Origin of the sequence: Streptomyces sp. NPDC058295 (assembly GCF_042880655.1) — a bacterium.
Taxonomy (GTDB): Bacteria; Actinomycetota; Actinomycetes; order Streptomycetales; family Streptomycetaceae; genus Streptomyces; species Streptomyces coriariae.
This window is the reverse complement of the sequence record NZ_JBHVYO010000015.1, coordinates 151,579-170,938: the sequence shown is the minus strand read 5'-3', so window position 1 is coordinate 170,938 and position 19,360 is coordinate 151,579. Positions and strand designations below refer to the sequence as shown.

Sequence of the window (19,360 nt, the reverse complement as noted above, 5' to 3'; positions counted from 1 at the left end):
ACGACCATGGGCTACCGCATCCTGGAGACCGACGACATCCCCGCCTACCTCGGCGAGCGGGGCCACTGGGAGGACCTCGCGGACATCCGGGTCCGGGAGGTGTCGGACGGCAACATGAACCGGGTGTTCCTGGCCTCCTCCGCCGACGGCACCCGCAGCCTCGCCGTCAAGCAGGCCCTGCCCTGGGTCCGCGTCGCCGGTCCCTCCTGGCCGATGAACCCCGACCGCGCCGACGCCGAGGCCCGCGCCTACGAACAGGTCGCCAAGGTCGCCCCCGACAAGATCCCGGCGGTGCACGGCTACGACCCCGAGAACTACGCCCTCGTCATGGAGGACATGTCCGACCTCGAGGTACTGCGCACGCTGCTCAACGAGGGCGCGGCCTACGGCCCGCACACCTCGGCGAGGATCGGCGAGTTCGTCGCCCAGTTCTCCTTCGCCACCAGCGACTTCGGTATGCCGTCCGCCGAGCGCAAGGCGCTGATCGCGGCCTCCGTCAGCCCGGAGCTGTGCAAGATCACCGAGGACGTCGTGCTGTCCGAGCCGTATATCGAGCACGAACACAACCACTGGCACCCCGGCCTCGAAGACCTGGCCGCGGCCTTCCGCGCCGACACCCGGCTGCGCACCGAGGTCGCCGACCTCCGCCACACCTTCATGACCAGCGCCCAGGCCCTGCTCCACGGCGACCTGCACACCGGCAGCGTGATGGTCGGCAGGCGTGCGGGTGCCCCGGTCGTCCGGGTCTTCGACCCCGAGTTCTCCTTCGTCGGCCCCATCGGCTACGACCTCGGCCTCTACTGGGCCAATGTGCTGGTCTCCGAGGAGCGGGCGCGGGCGCTGGGCGCGCTGTCCGACCACGCCGACCAGCTCCGGCTGTCCTGGGAGGCGTTCGAGGCCGAGTTCCGCCGCCTGTGGCCGACCCGCGTCGACGCCTTCTTCGACGACGCCTATCTCGACCGCTTCCTGCGCCGCGTGTGGACCGAGTCCGTCGGCTACGCCGGCACGGAGATCGTCCGCCGCATCATCGGCTTCGCCCACCTGACCGACCTGACGACCCTGCCGGACCCGGTGCCGGCATCGCGCCGCGCGCTGCTGCTGGGCCGCGAACTGATCGTGCGGCGCGAGGAACTGACGGACGTCGGCGCGGTACGGGCGCTCGTGGAGTCGCTCGGCTGACCGGCCTCGGGTCGGCCGCTCACCCGGCGTCGAACCACTCCTTGCCCGCCGCCCAGTGCGCCACCCAGCCGGCGAAGCCGGGCGCGGAGGTCGTGCGGCCGGACTCCGCGTCGAACGGCATGGCACCCACGTCGGTCACGAGCCATATCCGCCCCCGGTGGGGGCCGGTGACGACGAGATGCCAGTTCATCGCGCAGCCGTCCGTCCCCAGCACCACGGAACCGTGGTGGAGCACCTGCTCGACGACCGCCTCGGGGTCCTCGTCCCCGAAGGGCGCGTCCTCCTCCTCCCACAGCCACTGCCGGGTGAGCGGGAACGGCTTGGCCAGGTCCCGGCGCGCCCCGTCGTCGCCCCAGTCCGAGGGCAGCTCGGCCAGCCCCACGAGGCCGTACTCCGGCGGCCCCTGGAACGACCCGTCGGACACCTCCGCCACGAACGTGCGGTACGGCTCCGGCAGCACCACCCCGTGCTCCGCCTCGAAGGCGCGCACCGCCTCCCAGCCGAGCGCCGACGCCCCGCCGTCGTCCACGGCGAAGGCCTTGCGCAGGGCAGCCAGTTCGGCGGGATCCGGCTGATCGATGTTCATGTCCCCAGGAAAGCACCCGGCACTGACAACCCGACCGCCACGAGGGTGAACGGGCATGCGGAAGGGGCGGCCCCATAGGGGTGGAGCCGCCCCTTCCTGTTCCGGCCCCGGTACGGAGGGGCCGTTTCCCGACGCCGGCCCCGGTCAGGGGAGCAGGCCGGCGGAGGGTCTTGTGGAGGGTCTGTTCTTCGGGCGACCCGGACCTACTTCTTGTCGAGCAGGTCCTGCACCTTGCCGCGGACGTCGTCCGTGGCGAGACCGCGGATCGTCAGCGTCGTACGGCGGCGCAGCACGTCGTCCGCCGTCTGCGCCCACTCGTTGTCGCGGGCGTAGACCACCTGCGCCCAGATCTCGGGGGCGTCCGGGTGGACGCGCGCGCCCAGCTCGGGGTTCTCGTTGGCCAGCCGCGCGATGTCGAAGGCCAGCGAGCCGTAGTGGGTGGCCAGGTGCCTGGCGGTGTCGGCCGCCATGCGCGGGCCGGGCGCCGGGTTGTCGACCAGCAGCCGGTGGGCGACCGCGCGCGGGTTGGCGACGCCGGGCAGCGGCAGCTTCTTCGGCAGCGAGGAGATCGGCTCGAAGTCGTCGCCCAGCGGGTGGCCGGGCAGCGCCTCCAGCTTCTGCATCACCGTACGGCCGATGTGCCGGAAGGTCGTCCACTTGCCGCCGGCGACGGACAGCATGCCGCCCCTGCCCTCGGTCACCACGGTCTCGCGCTTGGCCTTCGCCGTGCTGCCGGGACCGCCCGGCAGCACGCGCAGACCCGCGAAGGCGTAGGTGATCAGGTCACGGTCGAGCTGCTGGTCGCGGATGGAGAACGCGGCCTCGTCGAGTATCTGGGCGGTGTCCTTCTCGGTGACCGCGACGTCCGCCGGGTCGCCCTCGAACTCCTCGTCGGTGGTGCCGAGCAGCAGCATGTCCTCCCAGGGGAGGGCGAAGGTGATGCGGTACTTGTCGATGGGGGTCGCGAGCGCGGCCTTCCAGGGGGCGGTGCGCTTCAAAACCAGGTGGGCGCCCTTGGACAGGCGGATGGACGGAGCCGCGTTCGGGTCCTCCATCCTGCGCAGGTGGTCGACCCAGGGACCGGTCGCGTTGAGCACCAGGCGGGCGCTCACGCCGAACTCGTCACCGGAGAGCCGGTCGCGCAGCTCGGCGCCGGTGACCCGGCCCTTGGTGAAGCGCAGCCCGGAGACCTCGGCGTGGTTCAGGACGACGGCGCCCGCCTCGACGGCCGCGCGGACCGTCATCAGCGCCATGCGCGCGTCGTTCATCTGGTCGTCGCCGTACACGGCCACGGCCTTGAGGTTGTCGGTGCGCAGCTCGGGCACGTCCTGCGCGGCCTTGGCCGGGGACAGGAGGTGACCGACGCCGTCGCCGAACGCCGACAGCGCGGAGTAGGCGAAGACGCCCGCTCCGAGCTTCGCCGCGCCGTGCGGCCCGCCCTTGTACACGGGGAGGTAGAACGTGAGCGGGTTCGCCAGGTGGGGGGCCACCTGGCGGGAGACCGCACGGCGCTCGAAGTGGTTCTCCGCCACCAGCTTCACCGCGCCGGTCTGCAGGTAGCGCAGACCGCCGTGGAGGAGCTTGGACGAGGCGGAGGAGGTGGCGCCGGCGAAGTCCCCGGCGTCGACCAGAGCCACCCTGAGCCCGGACTGCGCGGCGTGCCAGGCGGTGGAGATGCCCAGGATGCCGCCGCCGATGACGAGAAGGTCGAACGACGCCTTGGAGAGCTGTTCCCGGGTCTCGGCGCGGCTCGGGTTCGAGCCGGACGCCGGGTGCGTCCCCAGGGCAGGCACGGACTTCAGGGTGGTCTGACTGGTCATGTGGGGTTCTTACTCCTCGTCCTCGAGCCAGCCCATGGTCCGCTCGACGGCCTTGAGCCAGCTCTTGTACTCACGGTCGCGGGTCTCCGCGTCCATGCGGGGGGTCCACTCGGCGGCCCGGCGCCAGTTGGCGCGCAGATCGTCGGTGCTGGTCCAGAAGCCGACGGCCAGGCCGGCGGCGTAGGCGGCGCCGAGGCAGGTGGTCTCGGCGACCATCGGGCGCACCACGGGGGCGTCCACGAAGTCCGAGAGCGTCTGCATCAGCAGGTTGTTGGAGGTCATGCCGCCGTCGACCTTGATCGCCGCGAGCTCGACGCCGGAGTCCTTCGTCATGGCGTCGGTGATCTCACGGGTCTGCCAGGCCGTGGCCTCCAGGACGGCGCGCGCGAGGTGCGCCTTGGTGACGTACCGGGTGAGGCCGGCGATCACACCGCGGGCGTCGGAGCGCCAGTACGGGGCGAACAGGCCGGAGAAGGCCGGCACGAAGTAGGCGCCGCCGTTGTCCTCGACCGAGAGCGCGAGGGTCTCGATCTCGGCGGCGGTGGAGATCAGGCCCATCTGGTCGCGCATCCACTGCACCAGCGAACCGGTGACGGCGATCGACCCTTCGAGGGCGTAGACCGCCTTCTGGTCGCCGATGCGGTAACCGACCGTGGTCAGCAGGCCGTTGTAGGAGTTGACCGGCTTCTCACCGGTGTTCATCAGCAGGAAGGTGCCGGTGCCGTACGTGGACTTGGCCTCGCCCTCCGCGAAACAGGTCTGGCCGAACAGGGCCGCCTGCTGGTCGCCGAGCGCGGAGGCGACGGGGATACCGCCGAGCAGGTCGCCCAGCTTGCCGCCGGTGATCTCGCCGTACACCTCGGCGGAGGAACGGATCTCCGGGAGCATCTGGAGCGGGACGCCGATGGACTCGGCGATCTTCTCGTCCCACTCCATGGTGTGCAGGTTCATCAGCATGGTGCGGGAGGCGTTGGTGACGTCGGTGACGTGCCGGCCGCCGTTCACACCGCCCGTCAGGTTCCAGATGACCCAGCTGTCCATGGTGCCGAAGAGGATGTCGCCGGCCTCGGCGCGCTCCCGCAGACCCTCGACGTTGTCGAGCAGCCAGCGGGCCTTGGGGCCGGCGAAGTACGAGGCCAGCGGCAGGCCGGTCTCGCGGCGGAAGCGGTCCTGGCCGACGTTGCGGCCCAGCTCCTTGCAGAGCGCGTCGGTGCGGGTGTCCTGCCAGACGATGGCGTTGTGGACGGGCTCACCGGTGTTCTTGTCCCAGAGCAGCGTGGTCTCACGCTGGTTGGTGATGCCGATGGCCTTGATGTCGTCGCGGGTGATGCCGGCCTTCGCGATGGCGGAGGCGACGACCTCCTCGACGTTGGTCCAGATCTCGGTGGCGTTGTGCTCCACCCAGCCCGGCTTCGGGAAGATCTGCTCGTGCTCCTTCTGGTCGACGGAGACGATACGGCCGTCCCGGTCGAAGACGATGCAGCGCGAGGAGGTGGTGCCCTGGTCGATGGCGGCGATGAAGGGGCCGGCGGTGTGCGCGTCGGTCACGGTGTGCTCCTGGGTTTCCGTGGTGAGGGGGCTGTCTGTACGGCGCTGCTGACTACGCGTGTGGCTGGTGCTCTTAAGCAAAAGCGACGTTGTAGATACCCGCAGCGATCGCGCCGCCGATCAGCGGACCGACCACCGGGATCCAGGCGTAGCTCCAGTCGGAGCCGCCCTTGTTGGGCAGGGGCAGGAGAGCGTGCACGATGCGCGGACCGAGGTCACGGGCCGGGTTGATCGCGTAACCGGTCGGGCCGCCGAGGGACAGACCGATCGAGACGACCACCAGCGCGGTGATCAGTGCGCCCAGGTTGCCGAGGCCGTTGCCCTTGTCGTTCAGGCCCTGCGTGAGCACGGCGAGGACGAGCACGATGGTGCCGATGATCTCCGTGGCGAGGTTCTGCCAGACGACCCGGATCTCCGGGCCGGTGGAGAAGACGCCCAGGACCGGGCCGGCGCCCTGTTCCCGCGCCTCGACCGACTTGGCCTTCGTGGTCTCCGCCTCCGGCTCGCCGACGATCTCCTTGTCGGTGAGGTGGGCGTGGAACTGGCCGTAGTAGGCGACCCAGACCAGGGTGGCGCCGATGGCGGCACCGAGCAGCTGCCCGGCCCAGTAGACCGGAACGTTGCTCCAGTCGTCGTCCTTGATCGCGAGTGCGAGGGTGACCGCCGGGTTGAGGTGGGCGCCCGAGAGGGGCGCCGAGGTGTAGACGGCCGTCAGAACGGCGAAACCCCACCCGAAGGTGATGGCGAGCCAGCCGGCGTTACGGGCCTTGGAGGCCTTCAGCGTGACGGCGGCGCAGACGCCACCGCCGAGCAGGATGAGTATGGCGGTACCGATGGTCTCGCCGATGAAGATGTCGGAGCTGGACACCCGCGACTCCTTTGTCCTTCGTCCAGGGAAGCCGAACCCCGGGTCCCGCCGGGGGTTCGAGCGCCCTCGGGGGTGAGAGCGATGCCGGCCTTTGGCGTTGTCACACTCTAGCGCGTATTGCCGTTAGGTGTTCGACAATGTCGACCGGTGGACGGGAGTCTTGCCGCGGTGTTACGTGTGCGTCAAGAGTGTTGTTATCGAAAGCGCGATCGTTATTGATCGCTGCGAGTTATCGATCTTCGCGCCGGTGCGCACGCACTCGCCCTTTTTTGACCGTTTGGAACGGCTATCTCCGCGTATGACAAAGGCCGGCAACGTCGTGGGACGTTCCGGCCTGCTCATACGTACTTCTCGGAAACTGCGGGTCGAGCGGTGGGTCGAGCGGTAGCCGCTCAGAATCGCCCGGCGCCCAGGTCGCGCGAGACCGCGCGGGCGCAGTCCCGCACCGCGGCGATCAGCTCGGGGCGCACCTCGCCGTCCCGCCCCAGCCGCTCCACCGCGCCGGTGATGCCGACCGCGCCCACGGGCATGCGCCGCCGGTCGTGGATGGGTGCGGCGATGGAGGCGACGCCCTCCCAGGTCTCCTCGACGTCGGCCGCGTAGCCCCGCGCGCGGGTCAGGTCGAGGACCCGCTCGAAGGCCTCCGTCTCGCACACCGTGCGGTCCGTGAACGGCTTGCGCTCGGCCTCCAGGACCTCGCTGTGCGCGACCGGGTCGTAGGCCGACAGCACCTTGCCCAGGGCCGTGGAGTGCAGCGGCTGCATCGCCCCGATCTCCAGCACCTGCCGGCTGTCGTCGGGCCGGAAGACGTGGTGCACGATCAGCACGCCCTGCTGGTGCAGCACCCCCAGGTGGACGCTCTCGCCGCTGGACCGGGCCAGGTCGTCCGTCCACACGAGGGCGCGCGCGCGTAGCTCGTGCACGTCCAGATAGGTGGTGCCCAGGCGCAGCAGCTCCGCGCCCAGCTGATATCGCCCGGAGGCGTCGTCCTGCTCGACGAAGCCCTCCTGCTGGAGGGTGCGCAGGATGCCGTGGGCGGTGGCCTTGGCCAGGCCCGTGGACGAGGCGATGTCCGACAGGCCCAGTCGCCGCTCGCCGCCGGCGAGCAGCCGCAGCATCGATGCCGCACGTTCGACCGACTGGATGTTCCGTGCCATCGCCGCCCTGCCTCCGTCCCCTGGACCGTCCACGCGCGGCATCTACTGCCGCCCGTTCGGCAATGTCGAACACTACCGGTCGATGCCGACCTCTCGCTAATGTTCGGTCGATACGTGTTACGCCATTCGCCTCCACGGAGTGACGCGGCCGTCGCACGCTCGTGCCGCGCTCGTGCTCCGGTCGTGCCCGGCTCGTGGCCGCCCTGTGAAAGGCCGCCACGCCCGTCCGTCCCGTGGACGCCCCTGACCATAAGGCCTCCGTCCCGGCTACCCTGACGGCGTGCGCTCGTCTCGGGAAGCCTTTCTGCCCGCATCCTGAGGTGACGCAAAGCCGACAGCCGTCGCATCTGAGGGAGCCCTTTCATGGCCTCTGTGCCGCCGACCCCTTCCGCCGACAGCCGGACCCGTGTGTCCGCGCTCCGAGAGGCGCTGGCCACCCGTGTGGTGGTGGCCGACGGAGCCATGGGCACCATGCTCCAGGCCCAGGAGCCCACCCTCGAGGACTTCGAGAACCTCGAGGGCTGCAACGAGATCCTCAACGTCACCCGGCCGGACATCGTCCGCTCCGTGCACGAGGAGTACTTCGACGCGGGCGTGGACTGCGTCGAGACCAACACGTTCGGCGCAAACCACTCGGCCATGGCCGAGTACGAGATCTCCGAGCGGGTGTTCGAGCTGTCCGAGGCGGGCGCCCGTATCGCCCGGGAGACCGCCGACGCCTTCGCCGGACGCGACGGACGCACGCGCTGGGTGCTGGGCTCGATCGGCCCCGGCACCAAGCTGCCCACGCTCGGCCACATCGCCTACGGCACCCTGCGCGACGGCTTCCAGGCCAACGCGGAGGGCCTGCTGGCCGGTGGCGCGGACGCCCTGATCGTCGAGACGACGCAGGACCTCCTCCAGACGAAGTCGTCGATCCTGGGCGCCAAGCGCGCCATGGAGGCGACCGGCGTCGAGGTGCCCCTGCTGGTCTCGATGGCGTTCGAGACGACCGGCACCATGCTGCTGGGCTCGGAGATCGGCGCGGCCCTGACCGCCCTGGAGCCCCTCGGCATCGACATGATCGGCCTGAACTGCTCGACGGGCCCGGCCGAGATGAGCGAGCACCTGCGCTATCTGGCCCGCCATTCCCGCACCCCGCTGCTGTGCATGCCCAACGCCGGTCTGCCGATCCTCACCAAGGACGGCGCCCACTTCCCGCTCGACGCCGAGGGCCTGGCCGACGCCCAGGACACCTTCGTCCGCGACTACGGGCTGAACCTGGTCGGCGGCTGCTGCGGTACGACGCCCGAACACCTGCGCCAGCTCGTGGAGCGGGTCCGGGGGGCCTCGCCCGCCGAGCGGCACCCGCAGCCCGAGCCCGGCGCCGCCTCGCTCTACCAGACCGTTCCGTTCCGCCAGGACACCGCCTACATGGCGATCGGCGAGCGCACGAACGCCAACGGTTCGAAGAAGTTCCGTGAGGCGATGCTGGAAGGCCGCTGGGACGACTGCGTGGAGATGGCCCGGGACCAGATCCGCGAGGGCGCGCACATGCTCGACCTGTGCGTCGACTACGTGGGCCGCGACGGCGTCGCTGACATGGACGAGCTGGCCGGCCGCTTCGCCACCGCCTCCACGCTGCCGATCGTCCTGGACTCCACCGAGGTCCCGGTCATCCGGGCGGGCCTGGAGCGGCTCGGCGGCCGCGCGGTCATCAACTCCGTCAACTACGAGGACGGCGACGGCCCCGAGTCCCGCTTCGCCAAGGTCACCGAGCTGGCCCGGGAGCACGGCGCCGCGCTGATCGCGCTGACCATCGACGAGGAGGGCCAGGCCCGTACCGTCGAGACCAAGGTCGCCATCGCCGAGCGGCTCATCGATGACCTGACGACGAACTGGGGCATCCAGGAGTCGGACATCCTCATCGACACCCTGACCTTCACCATCTGCACCGGCCAGGAGGAGTCCCGGGGGGACGGCATCGCCACCATCGGGGCGATCCGCGAACTCAAGCGCCGCCGCCCCGACGTACAGACCACCCTGGGCCTGTCGAACATCTCCTTCGGCCTGAACCCGGCCGCGCGCATCCTGCTCAACTCGGTCTTCCTCGACGAGTGTGTGAAGGCGGGCCTGGACTCGGCGATCGTCCACGCGTCGAAGATCCTGCCCATCGCCCGCTTCAGCGAGGAAGAGGTCAACACCGCCCTCGACCTGATCCACGACCGCCGCGCCGAGGGCTACGACCCCCTCCAGAAGCTGATGGCGCTGTTCGAGGGCGCCACCACCAAGTCCCTCAAGGCAGGCAAGGCCGAGGAACTGGCCGCGCTGCCGCTGGACGAGCGCCTCAAGCGACGGATCATCGACGGCGAGAAGAACGGCCTGGACACCGACCTCGCCGAGGCCCTCCAGACCCGCCCCGCCCTCGACATCGTCAACGAGACGCTCCTGGACGGCATGAAGGTGGTCGGCGAACTGTTCGGTTCCGGCCAGATGCAGCTGCCGTTCGTGCTCCAGTCCGCCGAGGTCATGAAGACCGCGGTCGCCTACCTCGAACCGCACATGGAGAAGTCGGACGCCGAGGGCAAGGGCACCATCGTGCTGGCCACCGTGCGCGGCGACGTCCACGACATCGGCAAGAACCTCGTCGACATCATCCTGTCCAACAACGGCTACAACGTCGTCAACCTCGGCATCAAGCAGCCGGTCTCCGCGATCCTGGAGGCCGCCGAGGAGCACCGGGCCGATGTCATCGGCATGTCGGGTCTGCTGGTCAAGTCCACGGTGATCATGAAGGAGAACCTGGAGGAGCTGAACCAGCGCAAGATGGCCGCCGACTACCCGGTCATCCTCGGCGGCGCCGCCCTGACCAGGGCCTACGTCGAACAGGACCTGCACGAGATCTACCAGGGCGAGGTCCGCTACGCCCGTGACGCCTTCGAGGGCCTGCGCCTGATGGACGCCCTCATCGGCGTCAAGCGGGGCGTGCCCGGAGTGCAGCTGCCGGAGCTGAAGCAGCGCCGGGTCCGCCCGAGCGCCGCCGCCGTCGAGACCGAGGAACGCCCGGAGGAGGGCCACGTCCGTTCCGACGTGGCCACCGACAACCCGGTCCCGAAGCCGCCGTTCGAGGGCACCCGCGTCATCAAGGGTATCCAGCTCAAGGAGTACGCCTCCTGGCTCGACGAAGGCGCCCTCTTCAAGGGCCAGTGGGGCCTGAAGCAGGCCCGCACCGGCGACGGGCCGAGCTACGAGGAACTCGTCGAGACCGAGGGCCGGCCCCGGCTGCGCGGCCTGCTGGACAAGCTCCAGACCGACAACCTCCTCGAGGCGGCCGTCGTCTACGGCTACTTCCCCTGTGTGTCCAAGGACGACGACCTGATCGTCCTGGACGAACAGGGCAACGAACGCACCCGCTTCACCTTCCCCCGCCAGCGCCGCGGCCGCCGCCTGTGCCTGGCCGACTTCTTCCGCCCCGAGGAGTCGGGGGAGACGGACGTCGTCGGCTTCCAGATCGTCACCGTCGGCTCCCGCATCGGCGAGGAGACCGCGAGGCTGTTCGAGTCGAACTCCTACCGCGACTACCTCGAACTGCACGGTCTGTCCGTGCAGCTGGCCGAGGCCCTCGCCGAGTACTGGCACGCGCGCGTGCGTTCCGAACTCGGCTTCGCCGGCGAGGACCCGGCCGACGTCGAGGACATGTTCGCCCTGAAGTACCGCGGCGCCCGCTTCTCCCTCGGTTACGGCGCCTGCCCCGACCTGGAGGACCGCGCCAAGATCGCCGAGCTGCTCCAGCCGGAGCGGATCGGCGTCCACCTGTCGGAGGAGTTCCAGCTCCACCCCGAGCAGTCCACGGACGCCATCGTGATCCACCACCCCGAGGCGAAGTACTTCAACGCACGGTGACGCGGGCGTGCCACTGAGCACACTGATCGGATAAGTCGTACACTGGTCGGTCCACCGGAGGCCGGTTCCCCACAGCGGGAACCGGCCTGCTCGTCCCTCAAGGAGGTATGTGGATGACCAGTACGGTTCCCGCGCCAGTAACCCGTACGGCCGAGGGCTCCGCCCTGCAGGCCGTGCTGCTCGACATGGACGGCACCCTGGTGGACACCGAGGGCTTCTGGTGGGACGTCGAGGTCGAGGTCTTCGCCGGCCTGGGCCACACCCTCGACGACTCGTGGCGCCATGTCGTGGTCGGCGGCCCGATGAGCCGCAGCGCCGGGTTCCTGATCGAGGTGACCGGGGCCGACATCGACCTCGCCGCGCTCACCGTCCTGCTCAACGAGGGGTTCGAGGACCGCATCACCCGCGCCCTGCCCCTGATGCCGGGCGCCGCCAAGCTCCTCGCCGAACTGTCCGAGCACGAGGTGCCCACCGCCCTCGTCTCCGCCTCCCACCGGCGCATCATCGACCGCGTCCTGACCGCGCTCGGCGCCGACAACTTCCGCCTGAGCGTGGCAGGAGACGAGGTCCCGCGCACCAAGCCGTACCCCGACCCCTATCTGTTCGCGGCCGCCGGACTCGGCGTGGACCCCACCAGATGCGCCGTCATCGAGGACACCGCGACCGGGGTCGCCTCGGCCGAGGCGGCGGGCTGTCACGTGGTCGCGGTGCCCTCCGTGGCACCGATCACGCCGTCCCGCCGACGCACCGTCGTTCCGTCGCTCGAACAGGTCGACCTGGCATTTCTGCGTGACCTGATGCCGCTCCGATGATCGGCGCCGCGATCATTGGTGATCGGCCGATGACGGAAATGCGATAGGCGTTCACCCAGCGTGCACCGCCGATAACCGGGAATTCGGCGGGTGTGCGCGCGGTGAATTCCGATCTTCGGCCAGACCTCGGCGGCGGCCGAATTCCACCCCCACCCGAACCCTGTACGGCGTGTGACGTTCCCCACCCGTCCGAGGGTCGACAGCTGACTCTCTGTGTGCATGAAGCCCTGGTGGGGAGGGCTTCGGCGCGCCCTTGTGTCCCGATTGATGGGTGGCTGTACGAATCCTTCCGGTGACGGCTGTTCAGTGCGTCCGCAGCCGGTTTCACAGCGTGATGGAGTTTCAACTCCGGTGATTGCGAACGCTCGTGCCGGTGCGGACTAATCTCATCGCGAGAACCTCGCCCCAACCCCCGTGATCCGCCGCGACACCCCTGCATGCCGGGTACACGGACTCGACAGCTCTGGAGAAACTCGAGCATGAACCGCAAGACTTTGGTGCTGCCGGCCGTGGTCAGTCTGCTCGCGCCCGTACTCGCCGCCTGCGGCGGGTCCGACGGCGGTAGCGGCAGTGGGGACGCCATCGTCATGGGCACCACCGACCGGTTCACCGTCACCAAGGACGCCCCGGCACCGCTCGACCCGGCGTACTCCTACGACGTCGGCACCTGGAACATCCTGCGCCAGACCGTGCAGACCCTGATGATCCAGCCCAAGGGCGAGGGTGAGCCCGTACCCGAGGCGGCCCAGAGCTGCGGCTTCACCGACACCGGCAACGAGCGCTACGCCTGCAAGCTGCGCAGCGGCCTCAAGTTCGCGAACGGCGACGCGGTCACCGCCGAGGACGTCAAGTTCTCCATCGAGCGCGCCCGCACCATCAAGGCCGACTCCGGCGTGTTCGCCCTGCTCTCGACGATCGACACCATCGAGACGCAGGGTGACAACGAAGTCATCTTCCATCTCAAGACCGCCGACGCCACTTTCCCCTTCAAGTTGTCGACTCCGGTCGCCGGCATCGTCAACCCCGACGACTACGAGAAGGACAAGCTGCGCGACGGCTTCTCGATCGACGGCTCGGGTCCCTACACCCTCAAGGCCGAGACCGACGGCGACGAGATGACCAAGGCCGTGTTCACCAAGAACCCCAACTACAAGGGGACGCTCAGTGTGAACAACGACCAGGTCGACATGGTCTCGTACGAGGACGCCGACGACATGGGCACCGCCCTCGAAAAGGGCGACATCGACCTGATGACCCGCACCATGTCGCCGGAGCAGATCCAGAAGCTCTCCGAGACCTCCGCGGCCGGCGACATCAGCCTCGTCGAGCTGAACGGCCTCGAGATCCGCTACCTGGCCTTCGACACCACCGACCCGGCGGTCAAGTCCAAGGCCGTGCGCCAGGCGATGGCCCAGATCATCAACCGCAGCGCGCTGGTCTCCGAGGTCTACGGCTCCCAGGCCGAGCCCCTCTACTCGTTGGTCCCGGCCACCCTCACCGCCCACTCCAACTCGTTCTTCAACACCTACGGCGACCCGAGCGTCGCCAAGGCGAAGGACCTGCTGAAGGACTCGGACATCACCACCCCGGTGAAGCTGACGCTGAACTACACGACCGACCACTACGGCCCTGCCACCAAGCAGGAGTTCGAGGTGCTGCAGAAGCAGCTCAACGACAGCGGCCTGTTCGACGTAACCATCAAGGGCACCGCCTGGGACGCGTTCGTCCCGGCCGAGCGCAAGGGCGAGTACGCGGTCTACGGCATGGGCTGGTTCCCCGACTTCCCGGACGCCGACAACTTCGTCGCCCCGTTCCTCGACAAGGACAACTTCCTCAAGTCCCCGTACTCCAACGCGGACATCATCGACAACCTGATCCCGGCGTCCCGCCGCGAGGCCGACCGCCTCAGCGCCGCCAAGAACCTGACCGAGATCCAGGACATCGTCGCCAGGGACGTCCCGGTCCTGCCGCTGTGGCAGGGCAAGCAGTACGTGGCCGCGAACAACGACGTCACCGGCACGGCCTACGTGCTGAACTCCTCCGCGACCCTTCAGCTGTGGGAGCTCGGCACCGGCGTGAGCAACTGACGCACCCCCTCCGGGGCCCGGGACGGCGGCCCCGGTGTGCAGAGAAACGACGACAAGGCTTTTTGTGAACATGCGTAACCCGTGGCCAGTCCTGCCGATCGTGGCGGGACTGGCCTCCGGCCTGTTGACCGGCTGCGGCACCCAGAGCGGGGGCTCCGGGGGCGATACCTCCTCCGTGGTCCTGGGGATGTCCGACGACGTCCTCGCCACCGACCCCGCCTCCGGCTACGACCCGGGCTCCTGGCTGTTGTTCAACAACGTCTTCCAGTCACTGCTGAGCTTCCCCAAGGGCGGCACGGAACCCGAACCGGACGCAGCCCGGGAATGCTCCTTCACGGACACGCGGACCCAGGTCTACACGTGCACGCTGAAGGACGGCCTGAAGTTCAGCAACGGCGACGCGCTCACCTCCGAGGACGTCAAGTTCTCCTTCGACCGGATGCTGAAGATCGACGACGACGCCGGCCCGGCGATCATGTTCCCCATGCTCGACAAGGTGGAGACACCCGACGCCAAGACGGTCGTCTTCCGGCTCAAGGTTCCCGACGCCACCTTCCCCAGCAAGATCGCCTCGGGCGCCGGCTCCATCGTCGACCACGAGGAGTATGAGGCCGACAGCCTGCGCGAGGACGGCGCCGCCGTCGGCTCCGGCCCCTACACGCTGGACTCCTTCGGCGACGACGAGGCCGTCTTCTCCGTCAACGACAACTACCGAGGCAGCGCCGGTGAAGCCGACAACACCGGCGTCACCCTGAAGTTCTTCGGCGGCGACCAGAAGGCCCTGAAGCAGGCCCTGCTCGGGAACGAGATCGACATCGCCTACCGGGGCCTCACCGCCGCCGACGTCTCCGACATCCAGCGGAGCAGTGCCGACGGGGGCGCCGAGGTCGTCGAGGGCAGCAGCGCCGAGGTCCAGCACCTCGTCTTCAACATGGACGACCCGGTCGCCGGAAAGCTCGGCGTCCGTCAGGCCATCGCCCACCTGATCGACCGCGAAGCCCTGATCAAGGACGTCTACGAGGGCACCGCCGACCCCCTCTACTCGATCATCCCGGCCGGTGTCGCGGGCCACAACACCGCCTTCTTCGACCGCTACGGCGCCCGCCCCTCCCGGGCCGCGGCCGCCGCCGCGCTCGCCGACGAGGACATCACCGACAAGGTGAAGCTCACCCTCTGGTCCACCCCGACCCGCTACGGCCCGGCCACCGACCAGGAACTGAAGGCGATCGCGGCCCAGCTGAACGCCAGCGGCCTGTTCGACGCCGACGTCCGCTCCGTCGCCTACGGCCAGTACGAGAAGGACGTCGCCGCCGGCAAGTACGGCGTCTACGTCAAGGGCTGGGTGCCCGACTACCCGGACGCCGACAACTTCACCTCGCCCTTCTTCGGCAAGGGCAACGTGCTGAGCAACAACTACACCGACACCGCCATCACCGGCACGCTCATCCCGCGCACCGCGGCGCAGAGCGACCGCACCGCGACCGACGCGGACTACGCCGAGCTCCAGAACATCGTCGCCGAGCAAGTGCCCGTGCTGCCCCTGTGGCAGGCCAAGCAGTACGCGGTCGTCGGCGAGAACGTCTACGGCCTGGAGAACTGCCTGGACGCCTCCACGGTGTTCCGTTTCTGGGAACTCAGCAAGAGCTGACGACCCGACAGCCGCACGCAGGAAGGCGCCCCCCGGGCCGGGGGGCGCCTTCCTGTTTCGTCCAGTTCTTCAGTTCTTCAGTTCTTCCGGTTCTTCCGGTTCTTCCGGCGCTACTGCGCGCCGGGACGCACCAGACCGCTCTCGTACGCGTACACCGCGGCCTGCACCCGGTCGCGCAACCCGAGCTTGTTCAGCACATGGCCCACGTGCGTCTTCACGGTGGTCTCGCTGACGAAGAGGTCGGCGGCGATCTCGGCGTTCGACAGCCCGCGCGCCACCAGCTTCAGCACCTCCACCTCACGGTCGGTGAGCGTGTGCAGCGTGTCCGGCACCGGCTCGTCGCCGGAGGGCAGATGCGTGGCGTACTTGTCGAGCAGCCGCCGCGTGATGCTCGGCGCCAGCATGGCCTCGCCCGAGGCCACCACCCGGATCGCCTGGACCAGTTCATTGGCGGGCGCGTCCTTCAGCAGGAACCCGCTCGCCCCGGCCCGCAACGCCTCCACCACGTACTCGTCGAGGTCGAAGGTGGTCAGCACCAGCACCTTCGCCGGCCCGTCCCGCCCCGGCCCGGTGATCTGCCGGGTCGCCTCCACCCCGTCCATCCGCGGCATGCGGATGTCCATCAGCACCACATCGGGCTGCAACGCCCGCACCTGGTCGAGCGCCTGGAGGCCGTCTCCGGCCTCGCCGACGACCGCGAGATCCTGCTCGGCCTCCAGGATCATCCGGAAGCCGGTACGCAGCAGCGGCTGGTCATCGACCAGTAGGACGCGGATGGCCACGTATGTCTCCTTCTTTAGCCCGGCCCCATTCTGCCCTGCGCCCCGCTCTCGGACTCCGCCGCCCTCACCGGCAGCGTCACGGGAAGCGGATACGGCGGGGGAGTGCCGCCGAACTCCGGGCAGTGCGCCTGGTGGTCGCACCAGCCGCACAGCTTGGTCGGCCGGGGCCGCCACTCACCCGTCTGTGTCGCCAGCCGGATGGCTTCCCACAGCGCGAGCAACTTGCGCTCCACGCGCTCCAGATCGGCCAGGACCGGGTCGTACGTCAGCACGTCACCACTGCCCAGGTACACGAGCTGAAGCCGCCGCGGGACGACGTTCTTCAGCCGCCACACGACCAGGGCGTAGAACTTCATCTGGAACAGCGCGCCCTCGGCGTACTCCGGCCGGGGCGCCTTGCCGGTCTTGTAGTCGACGATCCGCACCTCGCCGGTGGGCGCGACATCGACCCGGTCGATGATCCCGCGCAGCCGCAGCCCCGAGTCCAGCTCCGCCTCGACGAACAGCTCTCGCTCGGCGGGCTCCAGCCGTGTCGGATCCTCCAGCGTGAACCAGCGCTCTACCAGCCGCTCCGCCTCCACCAGCCAGCCGGCCAGCCGCTCGCCCTCCGGATCGTCGGCGAACAGCTCCACGACCTCCGGCCTGGTCTCCCGCAGCCGGTCCCACTGGCCCGGGATCAGCGACTTGGCCCGCGGCGCGGTCCGCTCGGCCGCCGGCGCGTCGAACAGCCGCTCGAGGACCGCGTGCACCAGGGTGCCCTTCGTGGCCGCCGGGCTGGGCTTCTCCGGCAGCCGGTCGATCACCCGGAACCGGTACAGCAGCGGGCACTGCATGAAGTCACCGGCCCGCGAGGGCGAGAGCGAGGCGGGCGCCATGGCTGCGACCGCCGTCGCCACCGTCTCCGGGACGACCGTCTCCGGGGCCACCGTCTCCGGGACGACCGTCTCCGGGACGACCGCCTCCTGGACGACCGCCTCCTGGACGACCGCTCCCGGGACGACCGTCTCCGGGGCGCTCGCCTCCGTGTGTGCCGGTTCCTCCACGACACCGCCGTCGCCCACCCGGCCGACGCCCTCGCTGCTGCTCTCCATGACCCCAGACCTTACGGCCCACCACTGACAGTCACCCAGCCCGCGGACCCGCCTCGCCTCGAACACCGGCGATGACCGGGGAAACGCGGGGGGTGCCGGGGCGGAACACGTCACGACCGCCGCATACCATCGGTCCGAGACCCTCCCGCCCTGCACGAGCGGGAGACGCTTCGACGAGGGGACACCGTGGTGGAAAGCGGCGGGACCGGGCGGCCGCGGCCGGACAACGAAGAGTCGGCCGAGCACCCCGCGACACCTGCGTCCCCGGCCACCGACCTCGCGCAGTCCCCTGACCCCGGCACCCCGGACCGGGCCACGCCCGACCGGGAAGCCGCGCCGACCCCGCCCGAGACACCGGCGCCGAGCGAAGGCGCGCCCGCCGCAGCCGCGGCCGACGACGGGAACGCTCCACAGGGGCCCCCGGCAGCCGACGACGACCACCGCACGGCGGGTGCGAACGGGGACAGCACGAGCGAAACCAAGCCCGGGGCCGAGGCCGGAACCGAGACAGGGGCCGGAACCGAGGCCGCGACCGGAACCGAGGCCGCGACCGGAAGCGAGGCCAAGGCTGGGACCGGGACCGGAACCGAGGCCGCGACCGGAACCGGAACCGAGACGGGAACCGAGACCAGGAGCGAAGCCGGGCAGGCGACGCCTCCTGCCCCCGCCCTGATCCTCCCCAAGGGCCCTCCGCCCCAGCGCCCCCCGGAGCAGCCGCGCGGCGGTCTCCTCATGGGCCGCCCCTTCGGCGTCCCCGTCTACGTGGCGCCCAGCTGGTTCCTCGTCGCCGCCCTCATCACCTGGGTGTTCGGCAACCAGCTCGACCGCGTACTCCCCGAACTCGGCGCCCTCCGCTACCTCGTCTCCCTCTTCTTCGCGGTCGCCTTCTACGCCTCCGTGCTCATCCACGAACTCGCCCACACCATCGCGGCCCTCCGCTTCAAGCTCCCGGTCCGCCGCATCCAGCTCCAGTTCTTCGGCGGCGTCTCCGAGATCGAGAAGGAGGCCGAGACCCCCGGCCGGGAGTTCTGGCTCGCCTTCGTCGGCCCGCTGCTCTCCCTCGTCCTCGCCGGCGTCTTCTACCTCGCCATGCAGCCTGTGGAGCCCGGCACCGTCCCGGGCGTCCTGCTGGCCGGGCTGATGATCTCCAACCTCATCGTGGCGATCTTCAACCTGCTGCCCGGCCTCCCGCTCGACGGCGGCCGCATGCTCCGTGCCGTGGTCTGGAAGCTCACCGGCAAGCCCATGAACGGCACCATCGCCGCCGCCTGGGTCGGCCGCGCGCTCGCCGTCTCCGTCCTCATCGGCCTGCCCCTGCTCACCCAGTCCGGTGCCCTCGGCTCCAGCGCCGAGGACAGCGTCGGCATGGACACCGTCACGGACGCCCTCCTCGCGGCCATCCTCGCCGCGATCATCTGGACCGGTGCCGGCAACAGCCTGCGCATGGCCCGCCTGCGCGAACACCTCCCCGAGCTGCGCGCCCGCACCCTCACCCGGCGGGCCGTCCCCGTCGAGACCCACACCCCCCTCTCCGAGGCGCTGCGCCGCGCCAACGACGCGGGCGCCCGCGCTCTGGTCGTCGTCGACGCCCACGGCGAACCCCTGTCCCTCGTCCGCGAGGCGGCCATCGTCGGGGTGCCCGAACACCGCCGCCCCTGGGTCGCCGTCAGCGGCCTCGCCCAGGACCTCACCGACGGCATGCGCGTCTCCGCCGAGCTGGCCGGCGAGGACCTCCTCGACGTCCTGCGGGCCACCCCCGCCACCGAGTACCTCGTGGTCGAGGAGACCGGTGAGATCTTCGGCGTCCTGTCCGCCGCCGACGTCGAACGTGCCTTCGTCAAGGCCATGGCCAGGCCGTCCTAGCCGGGGCCGTCGCCGTGGTCGGTGGCCCCGGCAAACC

General features: G+C 69.9%; 13 protein-coding genes. 6 read left to right on the top strand and 7 right to left on the bottom strand.

Annotated features, from left to right (window positions below):
- Positions 1-6: 6 nt before the first annotated feature.
- On the top strand, positions 7-1,179 hold the full coding sequence (gene mtnK / locus ACFVYS_RS18570; protein ID WP_389503223.1) for an S-methyl-5-thioribose kinase: 1,173 nt from the start codon (positions 7-9) through the stop codon (positions 1,177-1,179).
- A 19-nt stretch (positions 1,180-1,198) separates the two neighbouring features.
- Here mtnK and ACFVYS_RS18565 read toward each other — a convergent pair whose 3' ends face one another.
- From ACFVYS_RS18565 to ACFVYS_RS18545, 5 genes are all read right to left on the bottom strand, one after another.
- Positions 1,199-1,765, bottom strand: coding sequence for an SMI1/KNR4 family protein (locus ACFVYS_RS18565; RefSeq protein WP_389503221.1), 567 nt, complete (start codon positions 1,763-1,765; stop codon positions 1,199-1,201).
- Between the two features lie 203 nt (positions 1,766-1,968).
- A complete protein-coding gene (locus ACFVYS_RS18560; RefSeq protein WP_389503219.1) occupies positions 1,969-3,585 on the bottom strand; it encodes an FAD-dependent oxidoreductase in 1,617 nt (538 codons plus the stop codon).
- A gap of 9 nt (positions 3,586-3,594) precedes the next feature.
- Positions 3,595-5,133 carry a glycerol kinase GlpK gene (glpK, locus tag ACFVYS_RS18555; protein ID WP_389503217.1) on the bottom strand — a complete coding sequence of 513 codons (1,539 nt, stop codon included), beginning with the start codon at positions 5,131-5,133 and terminating at the stop codon, positions 3,595-3,597.
- A 73-nt stretch (positions 5,134-5,206) separates the two neighbouring features.
- Entirely contained in the window at positions 5,207-6,001 is a 795-nt protein-coding gene (locus tag ACFVYS_RS18550; protein ID WP_389503215.1) for an MIP/aquaporin family protein, read from the bottom strand.
- A gap of 392 nt (positions 6,002-6,393) precedes the next feature.
- The gene (locus tag ACFVYS_RS18545) at positions 6,394-7,158 is read right to left on the bottom strand and encodes an IclR family transcriptional regulator (RefSeq protein ID WP_389503213.1); all 765 of its coding nucleotides are present in this window, start codon (positions 7,156-7,158) and stop codon (positions 6,394-6,396) included.
- 363 nt (positions 7,159-7,521) lie between these two features.
- Between ACFVYS_RS18545 and metH the strand changes: the two genes are divergently transcribed.
- From metH to ACFVYS_RS18525, 4 genes are all read left to right on the top strand, one after another.
- Positions 7,522-11,040, top strand: a complete 3,519-nt coding sequence (metH, locus tag ACFVYS_RS18540; RefSeq protein ID WP_389503211.1) for a methionine synthase — start codon at positions 7,522-7,524, stop codon at positions 11,038-11,040.
- Between the two features lie 113 nt (positions 11,041-11,153).
- Positions 11,154-11,852 (top strand): HAD family hydrolase, encoded by a 699-nt coding sequence (locus ACFVYS_RS18535; RefSeq protein WP_389503209.1) that lies wholly within the window; start codon positions 11,154-11,156, stop codon positions 11,850-11,852.
- A gap of 479 nt (positions 11,853-12,331) precedes the next feature.
- A complete protein-coding gene (locus tag ACFVYS_RS18530) occupies positions 12,332-13,939 on the top strand; it encodes an ABC transporter substrate-binding protein (protein WP_389503207.1) in 1,608 nt (535 codons plus the stop codon).
- A 64-nt stretch (positions 13,940-14,003) separates the two neighbouring features.
- The gene (locus ACFVYS_RS18525) at positions 14,004-15,587 is read left to right on the top strand and encodes an ABC transporter substrate-binding protein (RefSeq protein WP_389503205.1); all 1,584 of its coding nucleotides are present in this window, start codon (positions 14,004-14,006) and stop codon (positions 15,585-15,587) included.
- A 110-nt stretch (positions 15,588-15,697) separates the two neighbouring features.
- On the opposite strand, the gene ACFVYS_RS18520 is transcribed toward ACFVYS_RS18525, so the two are convergent.
- Both ACFVYS_RS18520 and ACFVYS_RS18515 read right to left on the bottom strand, forming a co-directional pair.
- Positions 15,698-16,369 carry a response regulator transcription factor gene (locus tag ACFVYS_RS18520; RefSeq protein ID WP_020128315.1) on the bottom strand — a complete coding sequence of 224 codons (672 nt, stop codon included), beginning with the start codon at positions 16,367-16,369 and terminating at the stop codon, positions 15,698-15,700.
- Positions 16,370-16,383: 14 nt separating this feature from the next.
- Positions 16,384-17,244: a RecB family exonuclease gene (locus ACFVYS_RS18515; protein ID WP_389503270.1), complete on the bottom strand. Its 861-nt coding sequence runs from the start codon at positions 17,242-17,244 to the stop codon at positions 16,384-16,386.
- Between the two features lie 402 nt (positions 17,245-17,646).
- Between ACFVYS_RS18515 and ACFVYS_RS18510 the strand changes: the two genes are divergently transcribed.
- Entirely contained in the window at positions 17,647-19,323 is a 1,677-nt protein-coding gene (locus ACFVYS_RS18510) for a site-2 protease family protein (RefSeq protein WP_389503203.1), read from the top strand.
- The last annotated feature ends 37 nt before the right edge of the window (positions 19,324-19,360 follow it).

Coding starts and splice junctions, on each gene's coding strand:
- mtnK (WP_389503223.1), top strand. CDS start 7: ATGGGCTACCGCATCCTGGAGACCGACGACATCCCCGCCTACCTCGGC.
- ACFVYS_RS18565 (WP_389503221.1), bottom strand. CDS start 1,765: ATGAACATCGATCAGCCGGATCCCGCCGAACTGGCTGCCCTGCGCAAG.
- ACFVYS_RS18560 (WP_389503219.1), bottom strand. CDS start 3,585: ATGACCAGTCAGACCACCCTGAAGTCCGTGCCTGCCCTGGGGACGCAC.
- ACFVYS_RS18545 (WP_389503213.1), bottom strand. CDS start 7,158: ATGGCACGGAACATCCAGTCGGTCGAACGTGCGGCATCGATGCTGCGG.
- metH (WP_389503211.1), top strand. CDS start 7,522: ATGGCCTCTGTGCCGCCGACCCCTTCCGCCGACAGCCGGACCCGTGTG.
- ACFVYS_RS18535 (WP_389503209.1), top strand. CDS start 11,154: ATGACCAGTACGGTTCCCGCGCCAGTAACCCGTACGGCCGAGGGCTCC.
- ACFVYS_RS18530 (WP_389503207.1), top strand. CDS start 12,332: ATGAACCGCAAGACTTTGGTGCTGCCGGCCGTGGTCAGTCTGCTCGCG.
- ACFVYS_RS18515 (WP_389503270.1), bottom strand. CDS start 17,244: ATGGCGCCCGCCTCGCTCTCGCCCTCGCGGGCCGGTGACTTCATGCAG.